This window comes from Tabrizicola sp. (genome assembly GCF_030694085.1).
Classification (GTDB): Bacteria; Pseudomonadota; Alphaproteobacteria; order Rhodobacterales; family Rhodobacteraceae; genus Tabrizicola.
Genome location: NZ_JAUXZE010000035.1, coordinates 155,882 through 177,707, shown reverse-complemented (window position 1 = coordinate 177,707; position 21,826 = coordinate 155,882). Strand labels below are relative to the sequence as shown.

General features: G+C 65.2%; 24 protein-coding genes and 1 tRNA gene. 14 read left to right on the top strand and 11 right to left on the bottom strand.

Going from position 1 to position 21,826, the window contains the following annotated elements:
* Nucleotides 1–130 precede the first annotated feature (130 nt).
* Nucleotides 131–214 (bottom strand) — tRNA-Tyr (locus Q8M85_RS05770).
* A 131-nt stretch (nucleotides 215–345) separates the two neighbouring features.
* Here Q8M85_RS05770 and rlmB point away from each other — a divergent pair.
* The 3 genes from rlmB (at nucleotide 346) to Q8M85_RS05755 (ending at nucleotide 2,306) form a co-directional block, all read left to right on the top strand.
* A complete protein-coding gene (gene rlmB, locus Q8M85_RS05765) occupies nucleotides 346–1,140 on the top strand; it encodes a 23S rRNA (guanosine(2251)-2'-O)-methyltransferase RlmB (protein WP_305541465.1) in 795 nt (264 codons plus the stop codon).
* A 156-nt stretch (nucleotides 1,141–1,296) separates the two neighbouring features.
* Nucleotides 1,297–1,704, top strand: coding sequence for a CoA-binding protein (locus Q8M85_RS05760; RefSeq protein WP_305541463.1), 408 nt, complete (start codon nucleotides 1,297–1,299; stop codon nucleotides 1,702–1,704).
* Between the two features lie 128 nt (nucleotides 1,705–1,832).
* A complete protein-coding gene (locus Q8M85_RS05755) occupies nucleotides 1,833–2,306 on the top strand; it encodes a peptidoglycan recognition family protein (RefSeq protein ID WP_305541460.1) in 474 nt (157 codons plus the stop codon).
* Between the two features lie 104 nt (nucleotides 2,307–2,410).
* On the opposite strand, the gene Q8M85_RS05750 is transcribed toward Q8M85_RS05755, so the two are convergent.
* From Q8M85_RS05750 to Q8M85_RS05740, 3 genes are all read right to left on the bottom strand, one after another.
* A complete protein-coding gene (locus Q8M85_RS05750; RefSeq protein WP_305541457.1) occupies nucleotides 2,411–2,716 on the bottom strand; it encodes a phosphoribosyl-ATP diphosphatase in 306 nt (101 codons plus the stop codon).
* Nucleotides 2,713–3,474, bottom strand: a complete 762-nt coding sequence (gene hisF / locus Q8M85_RS05745) for an imidazole glycerol phosphate synthase subunit HisF (protein WP_305541454.1) — start codon at nucleotides 3,472–3,474, stop codon at nucleotides 2,713–2,715. The genes Q8M85_RS05750 and hisF overlap by 4 nt, the downstream gene beginning before the upstream one ends.
* Before the next feature lie 355 nt (nucleotides 3,475–3,829).
* Complete coding sequence (locus Q8M85_RS05740; RefSeq protein WP_305541451.1) at nucleotides 3,830–4,486, bottom strand: TetR/AcrR family transcriptional regulator; 657 nt, start codon at nucleotides 4,484–4,486, stop codon at nucleotides 3,830–3,832.
* A 91-nt stretch (nucleotides 4,487–4,577) separates the two neighbouring features.
* Here Q8M85_RS05740 and Q8M85_RS05735 point away from each other — a divergent pair, with 91 nt between their 5' ends.
* Together Q8M85_RS05735 and Q8M85_RS05730 are read left to right on the top strand one after the other, a co-directional pair.
* On the top strand, nucleotides 4,578–5,345 hold the full coding sequence (locus tag Q8M85_RS05735; RefSeq protein WP_305541447.1) for a MipA/OmpV family protein: 768 nt from the start codon (nucleotides 4,578–4,580) through the stop codon (nucleotides 5,343–5,345).
* A gap of 99 nt (nucleotides 5,346–5,444) precedes the next feature.
* On the top strand, nucleotides 5,445–6,059 hold the full coding sequence (locus Q8M85_RS05730; protein ID WP_305541444.1) for a DUF2306 domain-containing protein: 615 nt from the start codon (nucleotides 5,445–5,447) through the stop codon (nucleotides 6,057–6,059).
* A gap of 17 nt (nucleotides 6,060–6,076) precedes the next feature.
* On the opposite strand, the gene hisA is transcribed toward Q8M85_RS05730, so the two are convergent.
* The gene (gene hisA, locus Q8M85_RS05725) at nucleotides 6,077–6,802 is read right to left on the bottom strand and encodes a 1-(5-phosphoribosyl)-5-[(5-phosphoribosylamino)methylideneamino]imidazole-4-carboxamide isomerase (protein WP_305541441.1); all 726 of its coding nucleotides are present in this window, start codon (nucleotides 6,800–6,802) and stop codon (nucleotides 6,077–6,079) included.
* A 144-nt stretch (nucleotides 6,803–6,946) separates the two neighbouring features.
* On the opposite strand from hisA, the gene Q8M85_RS05720 reads away from it, so the two are divergent.
* From Q8M85_RS05720 to Q8M85_RS05710, 3 genes are read left to right on the top strand one after another with little or no spacing between them, the layout of a single operon-like run.
* On the top strand, nucleotides 6,947–7,336 hold the full coding sequence (locus Q8M85_RS05720; RefSeq protein WP_305541439.1) for a DUF2147 domain-containing protein: 390 nt from the start codon (nucleotides 6,947–6,949) through the stop codon (nucleotides 7,334–7,336).
* 49 nt (nucleotides 7,337–7,385) lie between these two features.
* Entirely contained in the window at nucleotides 7,386–8,261 is an 876-nt protein-coding gene (locus Q8M85_RS05715; protein WP_305541436.1) for a DMT family transporter, read from the top strand.
* A 32-nt stretch (nucleotides 8,262–8,293) separates the two neighbouring features.
* Entirely contained in the window at nucleotides 8,294–8,701 is a 408-nt protein-coding gene (locus tag Q8M85_RS05710; RefSeq protein WP_305541433.1) for a VOC family protein, read from the top strand.
* Here the strand turns inward: Q8M85_RS05710 and Q8M85_RS05705 are convergent.
* From Q8M85_RS05705 to hisB, 3 genes are all read right to left on the bottom strand, one after another.
* Nucleotides 8,698–9,534 carry a glutaminase gene (locus Q8M85_RS05705; RefSeq protein ID WP_305541431.1) on the bottom strand — a complete coding sequence of 279 codons (837 nt, stop codon included), beginning with the start codon at nucleotides 9,532–9,534 and terminating at the stop codon, nucleotides 8,698–8,700. The genes Q8M85_RS05710 and Q8M85_RS05705 overlap by 4 nt on opposite strands.
* Before the next feature lie 72 nt (nucleotides 9,535–9,606).
* On the bottom strand, nucleotides 9,607–10,245 hold the full coding sequence (gene hisH, locus Q8M85_RS05700; RefSeq protein ID WP_305541429.1) for an imidazole glycerol phosphate synthase subunit HisH: 639 nt from the start codon (nucleotides 10,243–10,245) through the stop codon (nucleotides 9,607–9,609).
* 68 nt (nucleotides 10,246–10,313) lie between these two features.
* On the bottom strand, nucleotides 10,314–10,901 hold the full coding sequence (hisB, locus tag Q8M85_RS05695; RefSeq protein ID WP_305541426.1) for an imidazoleglycerol-phosphate dehydratase HisB: 588 nt from the start codon (nucleotides 10,899–10,901) through the stop codon (nucleotides 10,314–10,316).
* Nucleotides 10,902–11,127: 226 nt separating this feature from the next.
* Here hisB and Q8M85_RS05690 point away from each other — a divergent pair, with 226 nt between their 5' ends.
* From Q8M85_RS05690 to Q8M85_RS05675, 4 genes are all read left to right on the top strand, one after another.
* Nucleotides 11,128–12,564, top strand: a complete 1,437-nt coding sequence (locus Q8M85_RS05690; protein WP_305541423.1) for a mannose-1-phosphate guanylyltransferase/mannose-6-phosphate isomerase — start codon at nucleotides 11,128–11,130, stop codon at nucleotides 12,562–12,564.
* A 13-nt stretch (nucleotides 12,565–12,577) separates the two neighbouring features.
* Complete coding sequence (locus tag Q8M85_RS05685; protein WP_305541420.1) at nucleotides 12,578–13,417, top strand: hypothetical protein; 840 nt, start codon at nucleotides 12,578–12,580, stop codon at nucleotides 13,415–13,417.
* Nucleotides 13,418–14,005, top strand: a complete 588-nt coding sequence (locus Q8M85_RS05680) for an isopropylmalate isomerase (RefSeq protein ID WP_305541417.1) — start codon at nucleotides 13,418–13,420, stop codon at nucleotides 14,003–14,005.
* Between the two features lie 537 nt (nucleotides 14,006–14,542).
* A complete protein-coding gene (locus tag Q8M85_RS05675) occupies nucleotides 14,543–15,235 on the top strand; it encodes a sugar transferase (protein WP_371135215.1) in 693 nt (230 codons plus the stop codon).
* A gap of 404 nt (nucleotides 15,236–15,639) precedes the next feature.
* Here Q8M85_RS05675 and Q8M85_RS05670 read toward each other — a convergent pair whose 3' ends face one another.
* The gene (locus Q8M85_RS05670) at nucleotides 15,640–15,897 is read right to left on the bottom strand and encodes a hypothetical protein (protein ID WP_305541411.1); all 258 of its coding nucleotides are present in this window, start codon (nucleotides 15,895–15,897) and stop codon (nucleotides 15,640–15,642) included.
* A 386-nt stretch (nucleotides 15,898–16,283) separates the two neighbouring features.
* On the opposite strand from Q8M85_RS05670, the gene Q8M85_RS05665 reads away from it, so the two are divergent.
* A complete protein-coding gene (locus tag Q8M85_RS05665) occupies nucleotides 16,284–18,104 on the top strand; it encodes an ABC transporter ATP-binding protein (protein ID WP_305541409.1) in 1,821 nt (606 codons plus the stop codon).
* Between the two features lie 69 nt (nucleotides 18,105–18,173).
* On the top strand, nucleotides 18,174–19,013 hold the full coding sequence (locus Q8M85_RS05660; RefSeq protein WP_305541407.1) for a 2OG-Fe(II) oxygenase: 840 nt from the start codon (nucleotides 18,174–18,176) through the stop codon (nucleotides 19,011–19,013).
* 3 nt (nucleotides 19,014–19,016) lie between these two features.
* On the opposite strand, the gene Q8M85_RS05655 is transcribed toward Q8M85_RS05660, so the two are convergent.
* Complete coding sequence (locus Q8M85_RS05655) at nucleotides 19,017–20,225, bottom strand: glycosyltransferase family 4 protein (protein ID WP_305541404.1); 1,209 nt, start codon at nucleotides 20,223–20,225, stop codon at nucleotides 19,017–19,019.
* Entirely contained in the window at nucleotides 20,222–21,697 is a 1,476-nt protein-coding gene (locus Q8M85_RS05650; protein ID WP_305541401.1) for a hypothetical protein, read from the bottom strand. The genes Q8M85_RS05655 and Q8M85_RS05650 overlap by 4 nt, the downstream gene beginning before the upstream one ends.
* Between the last annotated feature and the right edge of the window lie 129 nt (nucleotides 21,698–21,826).

Below are 21,826 nucleotides of genomic sequence, written 5' to 3'. Positions count from 1 at the left end.
CCACCGCCGCGACCCGCCTCGCCTATGGGCTGTCGGGGGCGGGTTGACCTTATTGCGGTCGCCAACGCGCATGCCACCGAGCCTGCCTCTGGCGCGAAGCCGAGCCTGACGTTACTGCCAAAGGGAAAAATGGTGGGCGATCCTGGAATCGAACCAGGCATGAGTCGCCTCGGCGGAGTTACAGTCCGCTGCCACACCTTGTAGCATATCGCCCACTGGGCGTTCGTCTACTCAAGGCGGCAGGGGGCGTCAAGGGCAGTCGGCGGGGGATCGGGGAAGTTTTCGGCTTGCATCCCGGGCCGGGTCCAAGCCAAGGTCCGCACTGGTTTTGGAAGGGTTCAGGACATGGCAGCGGGCGGAAAGAAACCGGCCTGGGTGGTGGAAAAAGAGCGTGGTGAGCGGCGCGAGGCGCGGGAAACCGTCTGGCTTTTCGGCCTCCACGCCGTGCGCGATGCGCTGGTGAACCCCCGGCGCGAGAAGCTGCGTCTGGTCCTGACCAAGAACGCGCTGGACAAGCTGGAAGAAGCCGTTGCGACTTCGGGGCTGGCCCCCGAAGTGGTGGAGCCGCGAAACTTCGACGTGCCGATCGATGAGGGATCGGTGCATCAGGGCGCGGCGGTCGAGGTCAGGCCCTTGAACTGGGGCAAGTTCACCGACGTCTGCGCGGCGGGTGACGGTCTGCCGCTGGTCGTCCTTCTGGACCGGGTGACCGATCCGCACAACGTAGGTGCCATCCTGCGCTCGGCCGAAGTCTTCGGGGCACGGGCGGTGATCGCGCCAAAGCACCACTCGGCCCCCGAGACCGGCGCCCTTGCGAAGACCGCCAGCGGCGCACTGGAGCGGCAGCCCTATCTGAAGGTGACAAACCTGTCCGAGGCGATGGAGGCCCTGAAGGACATGGGCTTCACGCTGATCGGACTGGAAGGCGAGGCCCCGGTCGCGCTGGACAAGGCGGTGGCGGATGTGAACGGCAGACCCATCGCTCTGGTGCTGGGGGCGGAAGGTCCGGGCCTGCGGGAAAAGACAAGGCTGACCTGCGATGTCTTGGCCCGTATCCCCTTTGCCGGGGCCTTTGGCAGCCTGAACGTCTCGAACGCCGCTGCCGTGTCGCTTTATGCGGCGACGCGAGGTGCCGCGTGATCACGTCTTTGAGACGGGTCTTCAATCCCGGCGCTTGCTTCCTAAATGAATGTGTAGAGGCACGGGTCCGGAACCCCGTACTCTCTTCACTGTCCCTCGTTCCGCTACTTGGCGCCTGAGGTTATCCTTGGGCGCCATTTTCTTTTCGGAGGTCTCATGCCAAGCGACAGTGAAATCCGTGACATCCTGACCAGCGTCAAGACGATCGCCCTGGTGGGCTGGTCGCCGAAGCCCGACCGTCCAAGTCACCGGGTGGCGGATTATCTGAAACGCAAGGGCTATCGGGTGATCCCGGTCAATCCGGGGCAAGCCGGGCAGAAGGCGCTGGGCGAGACGGTGGTGGCGACGCTGGCCGAAGCCGGCCCGGTCGACATGGTCGACATCTTCCGCCGCAGCGAGGAAGCCGGAGCCGTGGCGGACGAGGCGGTCCGGCTGGGCGCGAAGGTGGTCTGGATGCAGCTTGGCGTGATCGACGAGGCGGCAGCGTCGCGGGCGCGGCAGGCGGGGCTGCAGGTGGTGATGAACCGCTGCCCGGCGATCGAGATCCCGCGACTGGGGCTTTAGGGCGGCGGCACCTCTGCGCGTGACTTTTGCTGCGATTTGGGGTATCTTCACGACAATTGGACTATTGCCTGCCCATTGACTCTTCCTGCCAGAATTTAACCCGCCCCTTCCTGCTACGGAGCATTTTCATGGCTTTTTCAACGGTTACCGTCACCCCGCAGCTGACGACTTCGGTCTGGGCCGCACCCCCCACCGCCATTGTCCTGCATGCCACTGCCGGCTCTACTGCCCGATCAAGTATCGACCATCTCCGGTCGGTCGGCCTTGGCTACCACGTCATCATCGCTCGCGACGGGCGCGACACGGCCAAGACCATCAATGCCGACGGGTCCGATCCGATCGTCTATTTCTGCACGCCGTTTGCAAACCGCGCGGCGCATGTCGGGTCGAATGTGCCGATTGAGGGCGGTGGCGGCCGGATCGCCAACCGCTGCGCTATCGGGATTTCGCTGGCCAACCGGCAAAACGGTGAGGCCTATACGGCGAAGCAGATTGCTGTCCTGTCCGAGATCATCGAACATGTTAAGGTGAAATCCAGCCGTGGAACCGCGCCGATCCGCTGCAGATCAACGGCAAGGCGCTGGCCGAGAAACACGGGCTGAAGTGGTTCCAGCCGACCGCGGCCGTGATCGCGCAGTTCACGCCAAAGAAGCAGGGCAAGAAGTAGGCCGCCGGATCGGGTCAGCCCGCCGGTCGCGGGCTTGATCTAGCGTCCGGCCTTTTCGGCGATGCCGGACGTGCCTTCGCGGCGGTCGAGTTCCGCCAGGACCTCTTCCAGCGTCACGTCCCGCGCGGCGAGCATCACCAGGAGGTGGTAGAGGACATCAGCCGCTTCCGAGGTCAGCCGGGCGCGGTCGCCCTTGACCGCCTCGATGATCGCCTCGACGGCCTCTTCCCCGAACTTCTCGGCGCATTTCTCCGGCCCCTTGGACAGCAGCTTGGCGGTCCAGGAGGTTTCGGGGTCGGCCCCCTTGCGGGCGGCGATGGTGGCGGCGAGGCGTTCGAGGGTCATGACAGCCTCACGGGGATGCCGGCGGCGGCCATGTGGGCCTTGGCCTGGCCGATGGTGAAGGTGCCGAAGTGGAAGATAGAGGCGGCGAGGACGGCGGAGGCGTGGCCTTGCGCGATGCCCTCGACGAGGTGGTCCAGCGTGCCGACCCCTCCGCTGGCGATGACGGGGATGTCGACGGCATCGGCGATGGCGCGGGTGAGGGGGATGTTGAAGCCCTGCTTCGTGCCGTCGCGGTCCATCGAGGTCAGGAGGATCTCTCCCGCGCCTTTCGCGGCGACGGTGCGGGCGAAGGCGACCGCGTCGATGCCGGTGGCGCGGCGACCGCCGTGGGTGAAGATTTCCCAGCGGCCCGGCGCGACCGTCTTGGCGTCGATGGCGACGACGATGCACTGGCTGCCGAAGCGGTCGGCGGCTTCGGCGACGACGTCGGGGCGGGCCACGGCGGCGGAGTTGAAGCTGACCTTGTCGGCCCCGGCCAGGAGGAGGGTCCGCACATCCTCGGGCGTGCGGACGCCGCCGCCGACGGTGAGGGGCATGAAGCACTGTTCGGCGGTGCGGGTGACGAGGTCGTACATCGTGGCCCGGTTGTCTTCGGTCGCCATGATGTCGAGGAAGCAAAGCTCATCCGCGCCGGCGGCATCGTAGGCTTTCGCGGCCTCGACCGGGTCGCCGGCGTCGATCAGGTCGACGAAATTGACGCCCTTCACCACGCGACCGTCGGCCACGTCGAGGCAGGGGATGATGCGGGTCTTGAGCATGGGGGCAGAAATGGCCCGAGAGGGTCGGAAAAGCAAGCGGGATTGGCAGCGGACGTGTCCACGGTGGACATTTTCCGAAAATATATAACTATCAATGGTTTGAGCGCGGTCATTAAGGATTTGGAAACCCAATGGTTAATGCAATGTAGCCATCCGCGCCACCGCCCTGCGCGCGATCAGTTTGCGGGAGGGCAGACCCAGGCACCGACAGACCTGGAACCAGACATTGTGCTGGGGAACCCAGGTTGACTCGCAGGTGCGGCCCGCCCGTCGGATCAGGCTGATGCGCAAGTTCAGGTGACGGTCGTTGGTGCCGGGGATGATCTGTCGCGGGAAAGGGCCGAAAGCGCGCTGATCATCCCCGGCGTTGCGCTTCAAGCGCCTCCAACAGCAGGTCCAGCCCGAACGCCATATGGTTCACCCCGTCATAGGACCCATCGGCCACCATCTGGCCCAAGGCGCAAAAGTGTGGATAGCGATCCGCATCGATCGCGGGCAGATAGGTGTTTGCGGCGTCGGCGTAGTTCTCGGGTTCCACGGGCATGCTGCGTTCAAGCAGGTGGAAGCCGTAGATCAGACTGTCGAGAGCGATCATCGCGTGATCGGCCTGGACGTAGCTGAACCCAGCCGCGCGCAGGCAGCCCAGCGTGGCGTCCATGAGCGCCAGCGCGTTGGGGCCCACATTGATCCGGCCCACGATCAGCGGAGGGGCCCAGGGGTGGGCTAGAAACACCGTTCGCATCGAATGTGCGCGTGCCCGAAGCTCGTCCTGCCAGTTGCTGCCTGCGCTTGGCAAGGCGATGCGGCCTACCACAGCGTCGACCACCGAGCCCAGGAGGTCATCCTTGTTGCGGATGTGGTTGTAGAGCGACATCGCCTCGACCCCCAGTTCCTTGGCCAGAGCGCGCATGCTCAGGCTGTCCACGCCGCGCGCGTCGGCCAGCGTCAGCGCAGCTTGGGTAATCAGGTCCCGGGTGAGGCCGGGTCGGCGGGGTGGGTCAATGGTTGTCATGGTGCGAAGTCCACGATGCGGGTTGACATACTTACAGTGTAAGTTATAGCGGTCGCGCGTCAACTTACAAAGTAAGTATAAGGAAGAACGAATGCATCCGTCCAGACAACACACACCCTTTGGTCCGGGGCTGGCCCTTCTTGTCGCCCTTGGCTTTTTTTCGCCGCCGGGCAGCGCGCAGGCCGAGGGCCTGCGCTATACGGTCGGCCTTATTGCGGGGGCCGGGCAGTCACCGTTCGAAAAGGATGGAACCGAGTCCGGCCTGATCCCCGATTTCCTGATCGAAGGGGATCGTTTGAGTTTCGGCACCTCTGGCTTGACCTACAAGGCCATTGACTCGGGGGTCTTCACGCTTTCGGCACGGCTGGCACCGCGCTGGTTTGTCGCGGACCCGACGGAGGTCGCCGGTCTTGAGCAGCTTGAACGGGATATCGCCATCGAAGCCGGCCTGTCCGCGCGCTTTGCCTTTGGCAACGTCCAGGCAGAGATCGAGATGCTTCAAGACGTTTCGGACACGCATGGCGGAATGGCCGTGACTGCCGCGCTTTCGACCGGGTTCAGCGTTTCCGATCGCTTCATGATCGGTGCAAGGATGGGTGCCACCTGGATGGACGCGGACCTTGCCACATACAGTTATGGGGTCCTGCCCGCCGAAGCGAGCGGGTCGCTTGCGGCGTATCGGGTGCGGGACTCGGTCATTCCTTCAATCGGCATCAACGCAAGTTATGCCTTTGCCGACCATGTCTCGCTGACGGGCGGGGTGGAAACCAGTTTCCTGCCGGACAGCGTCACGAACAGTCCCATCGTCAAGCGCGATACCCTGACGTCTGTTGTAGTGGGGCTGCGCTATGCGTTCTAGGCCGGTGGTGGAAGCCGCAGACCCCAACCGGCGCGGGGACGCGGGCTTGCCGAGGCCAGAGGAAGGCGCGGGCCGCTGCGTCACGGAAGGACTGCCAGGATGACGCTTCGTCTTGTCAGCCCTGGTGGCGTGACGGCCGCCTTGTACTTTGGGACTTTCCTCACGATCCTGTTGGCGTTGGTGCAAGTGGTTCAGATCCCGCTGAGTGCCCTGCCCGAGGACAGCCAGCGGCTGACCGCCGCCCCGGTCTGGCATTTCATCCATGTGCTTGGCGGCGCCACGTTTGGTATTCTTGGACCAATCCAGTTTGGTCGCGCCCTGGTGCCGAAGTACGGGCGTTTGCACAAGATTGTGGGGCGGGTGTTTGTGGCGGCGGGGGCGATGATCTCGCTAAGTTCGCTGGGCCTTCTAGTGCGCTTTCCCGACGCCTATTCGGTGGCCATCAGCAGCGGGCGGTTGGTGTTCGGGATCGGGCTCGGTGTGGCCTTGGCCGTTGCGATGCAGGCGATCTACACGCGAGATTTCAGCCGTCACCGCAACTGGATGATCCGCGCCTATGCAATCGGCATCGGGGCCACGGCCGTGACGATGGTGTTTTTCCCGATTTACCTGATCACTGGAGCGCCCCCGATGGGCATAGCCGCTGATATCGCCTTTCTGGGGGCCTGGACGGCCTGCGTTGTCTTTGCGGAAGTCCTGGTGCGCCGGATCTGACCGCTACGGGCATCGTGTCAGCTGATCGACGCGAGCGCCTTCAGGGCAGCCGCCAGATCAATCGCTCCATCATATAGCGCGCGGCCCGAGATGGCCCCGGCGATGATGTTGGTGTCGCGCAGCGCGATCAGGTCTTCCATGCGGGAGACGCCGCCCGAGGCGATGACGGGGATGGTGACGGCGCGGGCGAGGGCTTCGGTGGCCTCGATGTTGGGCCCCTGCATCGCGCCGTCGCGGTCGATGTCGGTGTAGATGATCGCGGCGACGCCGGCGTCTTCGAAGGAACGGGCAAGGTCGGTGGCCATCACGTCGGTTTCCGTGGCCCAGCCCTTTGTCGCCACGCGGCCCTTGCGGGCGTCGATGCCGACGGCGACCTTGCCGGGGAAGGCCTTTGCGGCCTCGCGCACCAACGCGGGGTTTTCGACGGCGACAGTGCCGAGGATGACGCGGGCGAGGCCCTTTTCCAGCCACGCAGCGATGGTGGCCATGTCGCGGATACCGCCGCCAAGCTGGGTGGGGACGCTGACCGCCTTGAGGATGGCCTCGACAGCGGCGGCGTTCACCGGTTGGCCGGCGAAGGCGCCGTTCAGGTCGACGAGGTGCAGCCAGTCGCACCCCGCGTCCTGGAACTTCAGCGCCTGGGCGGCGGGGTCGTCGCCGAAGACCGTGGCCTCTGACATCTCTCCGCGCAGAAGCCGGACGCACTGGCCGTCTTTCAGGTCGATGGCTGGGTAAAGGATCATGTCTGCCCCCGTTCCGGTCGCGCCGGTCTTTGGCATGGGGCGGCGCGAAAGAAAAGGCGACAAAAGCGACCCCACGTCACGCTTGATCGGTTTGCAGACGGGCGCAAAGTCGCGCGAGAGGGATATTGCGGAGGAGGACGCAAGATGAAGGTTATCGCATTTGCCGCGGGCTTTGCGGTCATGGCCGGGATGGCGGGCGCCGATCCGGCCGAGGGGATCTGGCAGACCCGGAAGGACGACAACGGCAACTTCGGCCATGTCCAGATCAAGCCCTGCGGTCCGGCCGTCTGCGGCACGCTGATCAAGGCGTTCAACGGCGAGGGCAAGGAGATCGACAGCCCCAATGTCGGCAAGCGGATCGTCTGGGACATGGTGCCCTATGCGAACGGGCTGTACGATGACGGCAAGATCTGGTCGCCCGACCGCGACAAGACCTACAACGGCGACATGACACTGGCCGGGGACAGCCTGTCGGTGCGGGGTTGCGTGCTGGGCATCTGCCGCGATGGCGGGACCTGGAAGCGGGTGAAGTAGCCCCAAGCTTCGGGTCGCCTTTCGCTGCCGCATCGGGCATCAGGGGCGGATGAAGCCGATCGACTGGATACTGTTGTGGACCCTCTCCCTTCTGTGGGGCGGGTCCTTTCTGTTCAACGAGCTTGCGCTGGCGGGCCTGCCCGCGATCAGCATCGTCTGGGGCCGGGTGGCGCTGGCGGCGCTGCTCTTGGCGTTCGTCCTGCGGCTTTCGGGGCAGGGGATGCCGCCGAGGCGGATCTGGCCGGCGCTGGCGGTGATGGGGGTCTTGAACAACCTGGTGCCCTTCACCCTGTTCGTGCTGGCGCAGGGGCAGATCACCGGGGCGCTGGCGAGTGTGCTGAACGCCACGACCCCCCTGTTCACCGTGCTGGTGGCGCATGTGGCCACGGTGGATGAACGGCTGACACCGCTGAAGGCGACCGGGATCGGGCTGGGGTTCGGCGGGGTGCTGGCGATGATGGCGGGCGAGGATCTGCGGGGCGAGGGGCTGGCGATGCTGGCCTGCCTGGGGGCGGCGCTGTCCTATGGCTTCGCCGGGGTCTGGGGGCGCAGGTTCAAGGCAGCGGGAGTGACGCCGCTGCAGACGTCGGCGGGGGTGGTGACGTGCAGCGCGGGACTGCTGACGCCGGTCTGGCTGGCGGTGGACCGGCCCTGGGCGCTGGACTGGCCGGGGGTGGTGCCGGTGGCGGCGGTGGTGGCGCTGGCCGCCCTGTCCACGGCGCTGGCCTACCTGATCTTCTTCCGCATCCTTGGCCGCGCGGGGGCGACGGCGATCTCGCTGGTGACGTTCCTGATTCCGTTCAGCGCGGCGGGGCTGGGCTGGCTGGTCCTGGGCGAGCGGCTGGAGATGCGGCATGTCCTGGGTCTGGGGCTGATCCTGGGCGGGCTGGCGCTGATCGAGCGGACGCGCGTCGCGGGGCGTTGACCCCGGGCCGCGAAGGCCGCAGGATTTTCGGCATGACACCCTTTGCGATCCTGGAATCGGCGGTCTATGCGGCCGACCTGACCGCAGCGGAAGCCTTTTACTGCGGGCTTCTGCGCCTGCCGGTGATTGCCCGGGTCGACGGGAGGCACGTGTTCTTCCGGGTGGGCGCGGGGGTGCTGCTGGTCTTCAACCCGGATGCGACCGAGGTGGCTTCGGGCAACCCGGACTTGCCCGTCCCGGTGCATGGTGCGCGGGGGGCGGGGCATGTGTGCTTTGCGGCAAGCCGGGAGGAGATCGGCGACTGGCGGCAGCGGTTCATGGCAGCGGGCGTCGAGGTCGAGGCCGAGTTCGACTGGCCGAACGGCGCGCGGTCGCTGTATGTCCGCGATCCGGGCGGCAACTCGGTGGAGTTCGCTGAACCCCGGCTTTGGGAGGCCTAGCCGAAGATCGACCAGCCGGTGCGGCGTGCGAGCATGTCCAGCGCCTCGGTGCCAAGCCGGGAGTTGCCTTGCGTGTTGAGGCCGGGCGACCAGACGGCGATGGACGCGCGGCCGGGCGCGATGGCAAGGATGCCGCCGCCCACCCCGGATTTGCCGGGCAGGCCGACGCGGAAGGCGAATTCTCCCGAGCCGTCGTAATGGCCGCAGGTCAGCATCAGGGCGTTGATCCGGCGCACGCGTTCCGGCGAGATCAGGCGCTGGAACCCGGCGAGGAAGCGGCCGGCGCGGGCCAGCTGCGCGACGGACATCGCGATGGCGCATTGGTGGAAATAGGCACCGAGGACAAGCTCGGGCGGGTTCGTCAGATTGCCGTGCGCGCGCAGGAAATGCGCCAGCGCAAAGTTGCGGTGGCCGGTTTCGGTTTCCGACCGGGCGACGGCGCGGTCGATGTGGATGTCGTCGTCGCCAGCGGCGGTGCGCAGGAAGGTCAGAAGCTCGGCCAGGTATTCCTTGGGCGGGCGATGGCCCAGGGCCGCGTCGGTGGTGACGATGGCGCCGGCGTTGATGAAGGGGTTGCGGGGGATGCCGGCCTCGTGTTCCAGCTGCAGGATCGAGTTGAAGGCATGGCCCGAGGGTTCGCGCCGGACGCGGGTCCAGAGCTGGTCGCCCATCCGGCCAAGCGCGATGGCCAGACCGAAGACCTTGGAGATCGACTGGATCGAGAACGGCGCAGCACTGTCCCCGGCAGAGTGCTGGCTGCCGTCGGCAAGGCAGACGGAGATGGCGAACTGGTCCGGGTCGATGGCCGCAAGCTGGGGGATATAGTCGGCCACCAGCCTCGGTCGGTGCGCGCCGCCATCTCGGCTCGGCCGCGATCTCGGCCAGATGCTGCGCGATGTCCTGGGTCACGGCGCCCAGCGGAGGAAATTGCCGATGAGGCGAAGGCCGGCGGCCTGACTTTTCTCGGGGTGGAACTGGGTGCCGAGGATGTTGTCGCGGCCGACGATGGCGGTGATCGGTCCGCCGTAGTCGCAGAAGGCGAGGCGGTGGGCCGGGTCGGTGACGCGGAAGTGGTAGGAGTGGACGAAATAGGCGTGGTCGCCGGTCTGGATGCCGTCGAGAACGGGGTGGGCCTGTTCCACGACAAGGTCGTTCCAGCCCATGTGCGGGACCTTCAGCGTGCGGTCCGCAGGTTCGATCCTGACGACGTCGCCGGGAATCCAGCCAAAGCCCTGGGTCGGGCGGTATTCGTGGCCGCGCGAGGCGAGCATCTGCATGCCGACGCAGATGCCGAGGAAGGGGCGGGCTTTGCGGGTGACCGCCTCTTCGATGGCTTCGAACAGGCCGCCATAGCTGCCAAGGGCCGCGCGGCAGGCCGGGAAGGCGCCGTCGCCGGGCAGGACGATGCGGTCGGCGCGGGCCACGTCCTCGGGGCGGGAGGTGACAAGGATGTCGCCGCCGCCCACTTCGGCGGCCATGCGCTGAAACGCCTTCTCGGCCGAATGAAGGTTGCCGGAATCGTAGTCGACGAGGGCGGTCAGCATGTCAGTATCCGGTGCGCGGGCGGAGGGGTCGGAGCCTCCGGCGGGGATATTTGGGCAAAGATGAAAGGCTAGAGCGCGCCCTTGGTGGAGGGGAGCGCGTCGCCGAGGCGGGGGTCGGGTTCGACGGCCTCGCGCAGCGCGCGGGCGACGGATTTGAACGCGGCCTCGGCGATGTGGTGGCTGTTGAAGCCGTGCAGCTTGTCGACGTGCAGCGTGATGCCGCCGTGGGTGGACAGCGCCTGGAAGAATTCGCGCACAAGCTGGGTGTCGAATGTGCCGATCTTGGGGGTCGGGAAATCGACGGTCCAGATGAGGTAAGGCCGGGCGGAGAGGTCGAGCGCCGTGGCGATCTGCGCATCATCCATCGCCAGCCGGAAATGGCCGTAGCGGCGGATGCCGCGCTTGTCGCCGAGGGCCTTGGCAAGGGCCTGACCGAGGGCGATGCCCACATCCTCGACCGTGTGGTGGTCGTCGATGTGCAGGTCGCCCTTGGCGCGGATGGTCAGGTCGATCAGGCTGTGGCGCGCGAGCTGGTCGAGCATGTGATCAAAGAAGCCGACGCCGGTCTGGCAGTCCTGCGTGCCGCTGCCGTCCAGGTTGACGGTGACCGATATCTCGGTCTCGGCGGTGGTGCGGGTGACGGTGGCCTGGCGCATGGGCATCCCCTTGGTGACGCAGGCGTTATAGGGCGCAGGGCGGGCGAGGGGAAGGCGGTTCCTGGCGGGCGTCCGGGGGTGGTGTGGCGCGGACGCACATCGCCTGGCGCGGCGATGGTTGCAATCGGAGGACAAATGATTATGCCCTTTGCCAGAATCCGGGCTTAATCTGGCCCAGACTTTCGCCAAGACATTGCTGATGCCAAAGTTGGAGTATGCGCAGGTCATGCCTGATATTTTTCCGGTTCTGTTGTGTGGCGGGTCGGGCACCCGACTGTGGCCCGTGTCGCGCAAGAGCTTTCCCAAGCAGTTTGTGCCGTTGGCCGGGCAGGAGACTCTGTTTCAGGCTGCGGCCGAGCGGATGCGGGGTGCCGCGGGCGTGGCGAGCCCGCTGGTGATCACCAACTCGGACTTCCGGTTCATCGTTGCCGAGCAACTGGCGGTGGCCGGGATCAAGCCCGGCGCGATCCTGATCGAGCCTTCGGCGCGCAACACGGGGCCGGCAATTCTGGCGGCGGCGCTGCACCTGGCGGCACAGGACCCCAAGGCGCTGCTGCTGGTGATGCCGACGGATCATTCGATCCCGGACGTCGTGGCATTTCAGGCGGCGGTGGCTGTGGGCATGCCCCGGGCAGAGGCCGGGCAGATCGTGACCTTCGGCGTGCGCCCGGACCGGCCCGAGACCGGCTATGGCTGGATCGAGGTGGCCGGAGCGGTGGTTGAGGGCGAGGCGCAGAAGGTGGCGCGGTTCGTCGAGAAGCCGGTTCTGCAGCGGGCCGAGGCGATGCTGGCCGAGGGGCGCTATCTATGGAATGCGGGGATCTTCCTGGCCTCGGCCTCGGTGCTGATCGCGGCCTTCGAGGCGCATGCGGCGGACCTGGTCGGGCCGGTGCGGGACGCGGTTCAGGGCGCGCGGAAGGATCTGGAGTTCCTGCGGCTGGCCGAGGGGCCCTGGGCGGGCGCGCGGGATATCTCGGTCGACTTCGCGGTGATGGAAAAGGCCGCGAACATCGAGGTGGTGCCGTTCGGGGCGGCCTGGTCGGACCTGGGTGACTGGAACGCGGTCTGGCGCGAGAATGGCAGCGGGACGGTCCGCCAGGGTGCGGTGACGGCCATCGACTGCGAGGGAACCCTCTTGCGGTCCGAGGTCGAGGGGCAGCATGTCGTCGGCATCGGTCTGAAGGATCTGGTCGTCGTGGCGATGCCGGATGCGGTGCTGGTGGCCGACCGGTCGCGGGCGCAGGACGTGAAGGCGGCGGTGACCGAGATGAAGGCCAAGGCGGTGCGCCAGGCCGAGGTCTTCCCGCGCGACCACCGGCCCTGGGGCTGGTTCGAGACGCTGGCCCTGGCCGACCGCTTCCAGGTCAAGCGGATCGTGGTCAAGCCGGGCGCGGCGCTAAGTCTGCAAAGCCACATCCACCGGGCCGAGCACTGGATCGTGGTGTCCGGGACGGCTCAGGTCACTGTAGGGGACGAGGTGAGGCTTTTGGCGGAGAACCAGTCGATCTATGTCCCCTTGGGCGCCATTCACCGGCTGGCGAACCCCGGCAAAGTGCCGGTCGTGATGATCGAGGTGCAGACGGGTGCCTATCTGGGCGAGGATGACATCATCCGCTACGAGGACATCTATGCCCGGGGCGACGAGAAGGGGCCGGCGCGATGACAGAGGTGGTGCGATGACGGGGGCTGCTCCCGCGCTGTTCGACCGGCTGGCCATCGTGATGGCGCACCCGGATGACGAGGTGCTTTGGGCCGGGTCGGCGCTGCGGGCGGCCGAGAAGATCGTGCTGGTCTATGGCGAGCTGCCCTGCGCGCCGGACCTGACCGAAGGCCGCAAGGCGGCGATGGCGGCGTTTCCACTGCCGACGCTGGATTGGTTGCAGATGGTGGAATCCGGGGTCTTCGACAGCGCCGCGTGGCCGACCCCGCTTGAGACGGACTATGGGGTCTACCCCCACCGGGCGCTGCGGGTCCTGAACAGCTTCGATCCCGACCGCTACCGGCGGCAGTTCGACGAGATGCGCGCGCTGCTGCGCGGGCGGCTGGCCGGGATCAGGAATGTCATCGCCCACGGACCCTGGGGCGAATATGGGCACGAGGACCACATCCAGGTCTTTCGCGTGGTGGCAAGCCTTGCTGGCGAGATGGGGTTTCAGCTGTGGGTGCCGGGCTATGTGGCACCCAAGGCCGAACCGCTGATGGCGAGGAACCTGCGGTACCTGGGCCGACCGACCCAATCGCTGCCGATCGATGCGGGCCTCGCCGATGACATTGCGCAGGTCTACAAGCGCACGAAGACCTGGACCTGGTTCGACGACTATGTCTGGCCCGCGACCGAGCAGTTCTTTCCCTGGCATGCCGAGGGCGCAAGACAAGGTGAGGCGGCGCGGGACGAAGAGATCCAGCGCATCCGTTTGCCCGCCGATTTCGAGAAGAACCGTCGGGCCTGGGAAAGTCGCAAGCGCAGATTTGTGCGCCTGATGCTGGCGTGGCTGAACGGGCGCAAGGCAAGCTAGGTGGAGCTTCTTCAGACGACGCTGACCTGCGCCTTTGCCCGGTGGAGCCCCGGACTTGGCGACAATCATCCGGTGGGTTGGTTAACGGTGCTGGTCTATCTGGCGGCAGGACTTGCGTCGGCCCGCGCAGCCCTTGGCTGCGGGCGCGAGGGCGCCGAGACGCTTGAGCGCCGCTTCTGGTGGGTCACTTCGGCGATCCTGCTGTCCCTGGCAGTCAACAAGCAGCTGGACCTCCAATCGCTGCTGACGATGGTGGCGCGCTGCCATGCCTCGCTGGCCGGCTGGTATGGCGAGCGTCGCGGGTTCCAACGCGCCTTCATCTGGCTGGTTGCCGGGGGAAGCATTGCCTTTCTGGGCCTGTTGGCGCTGCTGCTGCGCCGAATTCTGGGCCGGATCTGGCTGGCACTGGCCGGCCTGGCCTTTGTCTGCAGCTTCGTCCTGATCCGCGCCGCCAGCTTTCACCAGATGGACGGCCTGATCGGCAGCGTCGCGCTGGGGGTGAAGGTGAACTGGCTGCTGGAACTGCCGGGGCCGCTTTTGGTCCTTGCTGTCGCCTGGCACCGTGGACGGGGCGGAAATCCGGCCTGAGTGTGGCGATGACGAATCGCCAATACGGTCTTCGGAAGGCCTCGGATGCATCGGATGCCTTCGGTTCGGGCGGCTCGGGTGGTTAACGGACCACGTTAACAAAAAATTCACCGTTTCGAGATTCAGCATAATTTCGTGCTTAGAACGAGTGTGCAAATGCGCCTTCACCGCGGTTGCATGCCGCACTGCAGCAGCGGCGGCCAGGCCCGCCCGCCAAAACGCGTGGAAAAACATGGCAATGCTGTGGCGAAACTTCGCTTTGTTGCCAAAATCCTCTGGACTCGGGTTCCGAGGACCCGTTTCCAACCGGTGCTCTGCTCGGCTTGGAATACAACCATAGCGTGTAAGCTGATGAGAAGTAACCACTTTCTGTGCGTTTCGTCACTTATGGCGACATTGCGGCACTGGAACCAGAATGGTAGAAGCAGGTTGTGAAGTAGACGGCGTTGCGAGTGTCAGGTTGAGACCGGGTCGGCAGTATAGGGCCGGTTTGGCAGGATTTCGCTCAGCGATTATACCCTTTCGGAGGCGTTGCAGATGGATGTTCGTTCTGAACTAAGCGAGCCCAATTTCGAGCGACCTTCGATCACTGTCGGTCAGGGTTGGGTGCGGGTCCGGAAGGAGCCGCTGTATCGTCGGGTTCTCAAGCGCTGGATGGATGTGGTCCTGGTTGTCATGGTCGCGCCGTTTGTTGTGCCGGTCGTGCTGATCCTTGCGCTTGTCCTGAAGCTGACCGGCCATTCGCCGTTTTTCTTTCAGGACCGCGTTGGCAAGGATGGCCGCATCTTCAAGCTATGGAAGCTGCGCACCATGGTTCCCGATGCTGATGCCCGGCTACGGGCCTATCTGCAAAGCGACGAGGCCGCGCGCCAGGAATGGGACTCCTTCCAGAAACTGTCGTCCGACCCCCGGATTACCGAATTTGGCCAATTTCTTCGCAAAAGCTCGCTTGATGAGCTGCCGCAGCTCTGGAACGTGCTGATCGGCGACATGAGCCTGGTCGGTCCCCGCCCGATGATGGTGGACCAGCAGGAACTTTACCCCGGCAATGCCTATTACGCCCTGCGGCCCGGCCTGACCGGCACCTGGCAGATCTCCGAGCGCAATCAGTCGACTTTCGCGCAGCGCGCCGAGTTCGACGCCGAGTACGAGCGCAACCTGACCTTCTTCAAGGATTTGAAGATCCTGCTGGCGACTGTGGGTGTGGTGCTGCGGGCGACTGGGAAGTAAGCGGCGGTTGCGTCTGCGCATCACGCGGGCTGTTCTTGATCCAGGCGCAAAGGGCGACCCCCGGCAACAGGATCATGGTTCCGGTCGCGGGATAGGCGAGGAGCACAGCCCAGATGGGAAAATCGTAAAGAAACAGGACCACCGAAACGCTGGCAGCGCCAATCATAGCGATCAGTACCAGGCCCAATGCCATCCGTGTCTCCCCGCTCGGAGCAACATCGTTACATAACCCCGATCAATTCTACAACCTAGGCTTCTCGGGGCATAGCGTCGAGAAATTAAGCGTGAATGAAATTGCGACGAATGGGTATTGTGTCTGCGATTGGCAGGACTTGGCCGATCATCTTCCGCCTTGTGAGGCCGTTTCCGCCCGATCAGTCTCGCGAAAGACGCTTTGTGGCGGGTCAGGCCTGGGTGCGGAGCGCCCGCTGATCCGGGGCGGACTGACGGGACCGGATGCTGAACAAGGCGGCTGTCATCAGAAGCGTAAGGCTGCACACGGCCGGGTAGCTCATCACGACGGCCCAGGTCGGAAGCGACAAGGCCATTGTCATCGCCACGGCCCCCATACCGACCACTGCGGAAACCAGAACCATCCCTGCCATCATCTCACGCATCCCTTGTGCGGTGTGTGCTGTCAGGGTGTTGGTGCGCCGTGGCAAGATTATGTCCATGAGTTGGAAAATCTGCGTCGCCTTCAGATCGCCGATCTGGCGCATATCGCGACGGCCGGGATCGTTCCGGGGCTGGCTTCCATAACGCGAGCGGGTGGCGGCAGAGTTCGGCTTCAGGTTGAGGCGCGCAGGTATTGCGGGCGGGTGGAAGTCAAGCTATTGGCATCGCAGGGGAATTCGTATTCCCCCGGCCCGCCTGCCCGGTGTTTGTCGCCAGGTGGCGGCGGGAGGATCAGGGGGCGACCGGCAGGCGCGGCGACATGTCGCAAGGCCAAGGCACTGTCTTGGCAGACAAATTCGGAAGTTGCCGAGGAATGCCTTTCTTTTGTCATTCCGGGACAGCAAGGTGGGCCCGGAAATCGGGGTGAAGTGCATTGATCGCGACATATCGCAAGCTTTTCGCATTATTTGACCGGGTCGAGCGCAAGCGATTCTGGCTGCTTACGGCGCTGATGGTCATGGTCGCGGTCGCCGAGATCATGGGTATTTCGGCGGTCATGATGCTGCTGAATGTCCTGTCTTCGCCAGATATGGTGCAGACCAACGCCCGTATGGCGGCTGTTTACGATTGGGTCGGTTTCGACAGCACCTTCTCGTTCCAGGTCTGGCTTGCCGTTGGTGTCCTGGTGGTGGTCATGGCCGGATTGGCGGTGAAGGCGCTTGGGACCTACGCACTGATTCGCTTTTCGACCATGCGCGGTTACACGGTATCCACGCGTCTCTTGTCGGCCTATCTTAGCCAGCCCTATCCCTGGTTTTTGGACCGCAACAGTGCCGAACTTGGCAAGAATGTCCTGAACGAGGTCGATGGCCTGGTGGCCCGCGTGATCCAGCCCTGCCTGCGCCTGGTGGCCAACAGCCTGCTGGTTCTGGCGATTCTGTGCTTCCTGATGGTGGTGGACCCCTTGGTCACGGTGTTCTCGGCCCTGTTGCTGGGTCTGGGCTACGGGCTGATCTATCTGCGGTTCCGCGGCCGGCTGCACGGCCTGGGCGAGGACATGATGAACGCCTTCGAGGACCGCTTCGTCGTCGCGCAAGAGGCGACTGGCGGGATCAAGGATGTCAAGGTGATGGGCCTGGAGGCGACCTATGTCAGCAGCTACGCCACCGCCGCATACAAGGCCGCACATTCCGGCGCGACGATGGGGGTGATGGCGGAACTGCCCCGCTTCATCCTGGAGGCGATCACCTTTGGAACGCTGCTGGGGCTGATCCTGCTGCTGTTGTTCCGCAACGAGGGCAACATCACGGCCATCGTCCCCACCCTGGGGGTCATCGCCTTTTCGACGATGCGTCTTCTGCCGTCGCTGCAGCAGATCTATCACTCGCTGGTGTCGATCCGCGGGGCGACCCCGATTCTGGACACGATCGTGCAGGACATCGCGGCAACGCCGCCGCGGCCGATCCTGGAGGCGCCCACGCCGAAACCGATGGCGCTGGAACGCTCGCTTGAGCTGTCGAAGATCAGTTTCGCCTATGCCAATGCCGAACGGCCAACGCTGCGGGGCGTGGACCTGGCGATTGGCGCGCGCACCACGGTGGGGATCGTCGGAGGAACGGGGGCGGGCAAGACGACGCTGGTTGACCTGGTATTGGGCCTGCTTACGCCGGATGAAGGGACGATCCGGGTGGACGGGGTCCCGATCACCGACGAGAACCGGCGCGCCTGGCAGATGACCCTGGGCTATGTGCCGCAGGCGATCTTCCTGACGGATGACACCATTGCCGCCAACGTCGCCTTCGGCGTGCCCAAGGACCAGATCGACATGGCGGGCGTCGAGCGGGCGGCGCGCACGGCCGCGCTGCATGACTTCGTCATGTCCGACCTGCCGCAGGGCTATCAGACCCTGGTGGGCGAGCGTGGCGTACGCCTGTCGGGCGGCCAGCGCCAGCGGATCGGCATCGCGCGGGCCCTGTATCGCGACCCGACGCTTCTGATCATGGATGAGGCGACCTCGGCCCTGGACAACATCACCGAGCGTGTGGTGATGGAGGCGGTGCAGAACATCCGCGCCGACAAGACGATCATCCTGATCGCGCACCGGCTGAGCACGGTGAAAAGCTGTGACACGATCTTCCTGATGGAGCGTGGCAAGCTTTTGGCCCAAGGCAGCTATGACGAGCTTCTGGCCGGGAACGAGGTTTTTCGGCGGATGGTTTCCGGCGGGGTGGAGGAAGCCCATGCCGAAGTTTGAACGTTCCACCATTTATCCACACCCGGGCTGCCTTCCGGCCCGCGTGTCAGACTAGACTGAGAGGTTATCATGTCCGTCAATTCCCTGGTCATCGACCCTGAAACGCTGTTGATCTCGGCCGATGAGGCGCGCGAGTTCGGCAAGGCGGCTGCTGCCGAGTATCGGAGCCGGACCCCCTATCCCTATGGCTGCTTCGACAACTTCATGCCGCCCGAGATCCTGGACCGGGTCCGCGAAGAGCTGCGCAACCTGCCTGCGGCCGAGAGCTTCTTCAACCGCCCGCAGGAAAAGCTGAAGGCGGCCTACATGCCCGAGCGCCTGGGCCCCTATACGCGCGCGTTGTTCCATTCGCTGAACTCCAAGGCCTTCCTGTCGTTCCTTGAGGAGCTGACCGGAATCGAAGGGCTGATCCCCGACCCCTATTTTGCGGGCGGCGGCATCCATGTGGTGTCGAACGGCGGGCACCTGGATATCCACGCCGACTTCAACCACCACGGCAAGCTGAACCTGGAACGCCGGATGAACGTCCTGATCTACCTGAACAAGGACTGGAAAGAAGAATACGGCGGGTCGTTCGAGGTCTGGAACGACGACATGACCGCAAAGGTCGCGGGCTTCGTGCCGCTGTTCAACCGGATGTGCTGCTTCAACACCGGGTCAAGCACCTGGCATGGCAACCCCGAGCCGGTGAACCACCCGAACGGCGAGCCGCGGATGTCGATCGCGCTGTATTATTACACGGCAACCTGGGATTCATCGCGGGAGTCGCACACCACGCTGTTCAAGCCGCGCCCCGGCACCAAGGACAAGAAGGACCGGCTGGAGGCGCGGCACCGCTTCCTGAGCAATGCCTTGCCGCCCTTCATCTGGCGCCGCCTGGACGGACGGCTGCGCAGGCTGGGAATCTGAGCCTTAGCTGCGGCAGATCCGCGCGAGGAAGGTCGCAACCTCGCGCGCGATCACCTCGGGCGTGAAGCGTTTCTCGACATCGGCCCGGGCAGCCTGGCCCAGGCGCAAGACCAGAGCGGGATCGGTCAGCAGGCGCAGGCAGGCATCGGCCATTGCGGCTGCATCTTCGGACGGCACCAGAAGACCCGTCTCGCCGTCGCGCAGAATCTCGGCGCAGCCCCCGGCCCGGGTGGCGACCACGGCGGACCCCGCCGCCAGGGCCTCGATCAGGGCGACGCCGAAGGTTTCGTAGCGCGAAGCAATCAGTGTGATCGGGTAGTGCCGCCGAAGTTCGGCGATTTCGTCCCGGGTGCGATGTCCCAGGACCTCGATCCGGTCACGGGTTGCGACGGGCAGGCGCGCAAGGGCCTGCGCCAGGTGCAAGCGGGACCCGTCTGGCTGCGGGATACCGATGTCGGGGCCGACGAAGGTCAGGCGGGCGTCCGGGCGGGTTGCGGCGATGCGGGAGAAGGCATCCAGAAGGATGTCGGCGCCCTTGATCCGGTCGAAGCGCCCGATGAACAGCAGCCGGGGTTCGGTGGACTGCGCCGCAGGCCGGTCCAGTGCGGGAAGTGCCACGGCATTGCCGATCACAGTGGTCGGGACCTCCGGCAGGCCCCATACCGCCCGCGTCCGGTCAAGCACATCGCGCGAGGGCGAGATGATCGCGTCGACGCGTTGCAGTCCGGCCTGCTCCCAGCTTTCGCGGCGGGCTTCAGGTCCGCGCCGTTGCGGGGCGGGCGAGACACGGTGCAGCCATTGCGGCCCGTGCAGGGTCGCAACGACCGGGATCTGAAGGGCCGCGCGGACTGCTCCGGCCCAGCCGTAGGATTCCTCCATCAGCAGGACCTCGATGTTGTGGTCGGTGATCGCCTGCTGCGCGCCAAGGATCAGTTTGCGGATGTTCACCCCGCGCAAGCCCCTGTCCGGGAAGAAGCGGCCGGTAAGCCGTTCGGGCAGGCTGAAGGGCAGGGGCGCAAGCTGCACTACCCGCGGATGCCGGTGCGGCCCGTCGATCAACCCGGTCAGGATCGTGACTTCGTGTCCGATCGCGCCAAGGCCCTGTGCAAGGTGCGCAGTGGCAGAAGCGATGCCGTTGGCGGTGGCCGTGCCGGGCCAGGCCGGGGTCAGAAGCCCGATCCGAAGCGGTCGGGCGGCAGGGGGGAGGCTCATCGCGCGGTTCCCCGAGGCTCCGACCGTTTCTGGCGCAGGGGTGGGGCCGTTTCTTCGGTCATCAGCCAGGCCGCCCGGAAGTTGGCCCCGGCAGACGAGCCGACAAGCGCGTCGCCGTCTTGTGGTTCGCGCCAGAGCACATGGCCAAGAATGGCCCCGGCCATGAGCCAGACATAGTTCACCAGCCCCGCGTTGGGCAAAAGGTCGATCAGGTTCGCCGCCAGCACGATCATCAGGCCGGGAGTGATGAGCGAGGCGCCAAGTTGTCGATGGCGCAAGGCGAAGAACAGGATCGGGGCGGTCAGAAGACCGAAGCGGCCGATGTAACCGATCCAGCCGAACATGCCGATGAAGATGATCCACATCCCGTCGGTCGTGCTGATCATCTCGCCGCTCGCGGGATCGTAAAGCTGATTGCGACCCCAACTGCCCCATCCAGACAGCGGCTTCTTGTTGGCGTGTTCAAGCAGCGCGTCTTCATTGTCCAGCCGGAACCGCAGTGAGGCGGCGCGATCCTCGCTGATCGACAGGGCGAAGTTGTAGACCGTTTCCACCGGAATCCAGCCGGCGCCGCGCAGCATCGGGTAGAACATGACGACGACCGCCACGACGACGGCCAGCATCACCTGCAGCCGACGACCGAGGAACAGCACGGCCGATCCGAAGATCACGGTCAGGATCAGCGCCGAGAGGGCCTTGGACAGGACGAGAACGCCCGCCAGCCAGAGCATCGCGATGAACCATTTCCAGGACGGGCGGCCTTCGCGCCGGGTTTCGCGGAACAGGACCGCCGCCGAGATGACCCCAATGCAGAAGTAGATGCCGACCATCAGCCCGTGGTTCAAAAAGACCACCGGACGGAAACCGCCGTCGCGGATATGCTGGACGAAGTCATGCGGGAAGAAGCCGTAGATCCAGCTGTGCAACTGGGGGCTGAGACGGATCTCGATCAGTGCCGGGAAGGTATAGAGCACGGCAGAGATCACGAAGGCTTCCAGGAGGGCCCGGTGACCGTCGCGCGTGTTTAGGTAGCGCAGGCCCAGCCAGAGCGGGATCAGGGTCGCCAGGATCGTCGAGATCATGCTGAACGCGTCGTAAAGGCTGAGACCCGGCAGGTAGCTGCGGCCCTGGATCAACGGCTCGGTGTTCTGAAGTACGGTCAGGAAGGGCGTCAGCAAAGTCATCGCCAGCAGAACGAAGATCACCTGCCTCCCGAAGCGGGCTTGTAGATTGGTGGCGATCTGCTGCCGCGGCGCCATCAGGGCACAGAGGACCAGCGCCGTGACGGCGGGCACCAGCGCCCGGTCGATCAGCGGCACCATCGGAATCTTGATGTGCATCGACGAGGGCAGCAAGAGGTGGCCCGAGATCATCGTCCAGATCAGGGCGCGCTGCAGCGGCAGAAGCCGGAACAACACCACTGCGAACAGCGGGAAACTTAGAAGAACCAGATAAGCAAATGCGTTCGGCATCCGGGCCCGTTCGGCAGCGGTTGGAATGACCTCTTCTAGCCGGTCTGGCCAGCGAAGGAAAAGGCCAAGTCAGCCCCTGGGGCATATCCTGAGCAATTTTCGCAGTCTGCCTGCCTTGGAAGCCCGCTG

Bases quoted from the DNA above. Each gene is read 5' to 3' on its own strand.
- Q8M85_RS05740 (WP_305541451.1), bottom strand. From the start codon at position 4,486: ATGACAACCATTGACCCACCCCGCCGACCCGGCCTCACCCGGGACCTG.
- Q8M85_RS05650 (WP_305541401.1), bottom strand. From the start codon at position 21,697: ATGCCGAACGCATTTGCTTATCTGGTTCTTCTAAGTTTCCCGCTGTTC.
- Q8M85_RS05655 (WP_305541404.1), bottom strand. From the start codon at position 20,225: ATGAGCCTCCCCCCTGCCGCCCGACCGCTTCGGATCGGGCTTCTGACC.
- hisH (WP_305541429.1), bottom strand. From the start codon at position 10,245: ATGCTGACCGCCCTCGTCGACTACGATTCCGGCAACCTTCATTCGGCC.
- Q8M85_RS05715 (WP_305541436.1), top strand. From the start codon at position 7,386: ATGAAGCCGATCGACTGGATACTGTTGTGGACCCTCTCCCTTCTGTGG.
- Q8M85_RS05760 (WP_305541463.1), top strand. From the start codon at position 1,297: ATGCCAAGCGACAGTGAAATCCGTGACATCCTGACCAGCGTCAAGACG.
- Q8M85_RS05690 (WP_305541423.1), top strand. From the start codon at position 11,128: ATGCCTGATATTTTTCCGGTTCTGTTGTGTGGCGGGTCGGGCACCCGA.
- hisA (WP_305541441.1), bottom strand. From the start codon at position 6,802: ATGATCCTTTACCCAGCCATCGACCTGAAAGACGGCCAGTGCGTCCGG.
- hisF (WP_305541454.1), bottom strand. From the start codon at position 3,474: ATGCTCAAGACCCGCATCATCCCCTGCCTCGACGTGGCCGACGGTCGC.
- Q8M85_RS05730 (WP_305541444.1), top strand. From the start codon at position 5,445: ATGACGCTTCGTCTTGTCAGCCCTGGTGGCGTGACGGCCGCCTTGTAC.
- Q8M85_RS05750 (WP_305541457.1), bottom strand. From the start codon at position 2,716: ATGACCCTCGAACGCCTCGCCGCCACCATCGCCGCCCGCAAGGGGGCC.
- Q8M85_RS05710 (WP_305541433.1), top strand. From the start codon at position 8,294: ATGACACCCTTTGCGATCCTGGAATCGGCGGTCTATGCGGCCGACCTG.
- Q8M85_RS05660 (WP_305541407.1), top strand. From the start codon at position 18,174: ATGTCCGTCAATTCCCTGGTCATCGACCCTGAAACGCTGTTGATCTCG.
- hisB (WP_305541426.1), bottom strand. From the start codon at position 10,901: ATGCGCCAGGCCACCGTCACCCGCACCACCGCCGAGACCGAGATATCG.
- Q8M85_RS05685 (WP_305541420.1), top strand. From the start codon at position 12,578: ATGACGGGGGCTGCTCCCGCGCTGTTCGACCGGCTGGCCATCGTGATG.
- Q8M85_RS05720 (WP_305541439.1), top strand. From the start codon at position 6,947: ATGAAGGTTATCGCATTTGCCGCGGGCTTTGCGGTCATGGCCGGGATG.
- Q8M85_RS05735 (WP_305541447.1), top strand. From the start codon at position 4,578: ATGCATCCGTCCAGACAACACACACCCTTTGGTCCGGGGCTGGCCCTT.
- Q8M85_RS05755 (WP_305541460.1), top strand. From the start codon at position 1,833: ATGGCTTTTTCAACGGTTACCGTCACCCCGCAGCTGACGACTTCGGTC.
- Q8M85_RS05675 (WP_371135215.1), top strand. From the start codon at position 14,543: ATGGATGTTCGTTCTGAACTAAGCGAGCCCAATTTCGAGCGACCTTCG.
- rlmB (WP_305541465.1), top strand. From the start codon at position 346: ATGGCAGCGGGCGGAAAGAAACCGGCCTGGGTGGTGGAAAAAGAGCGT.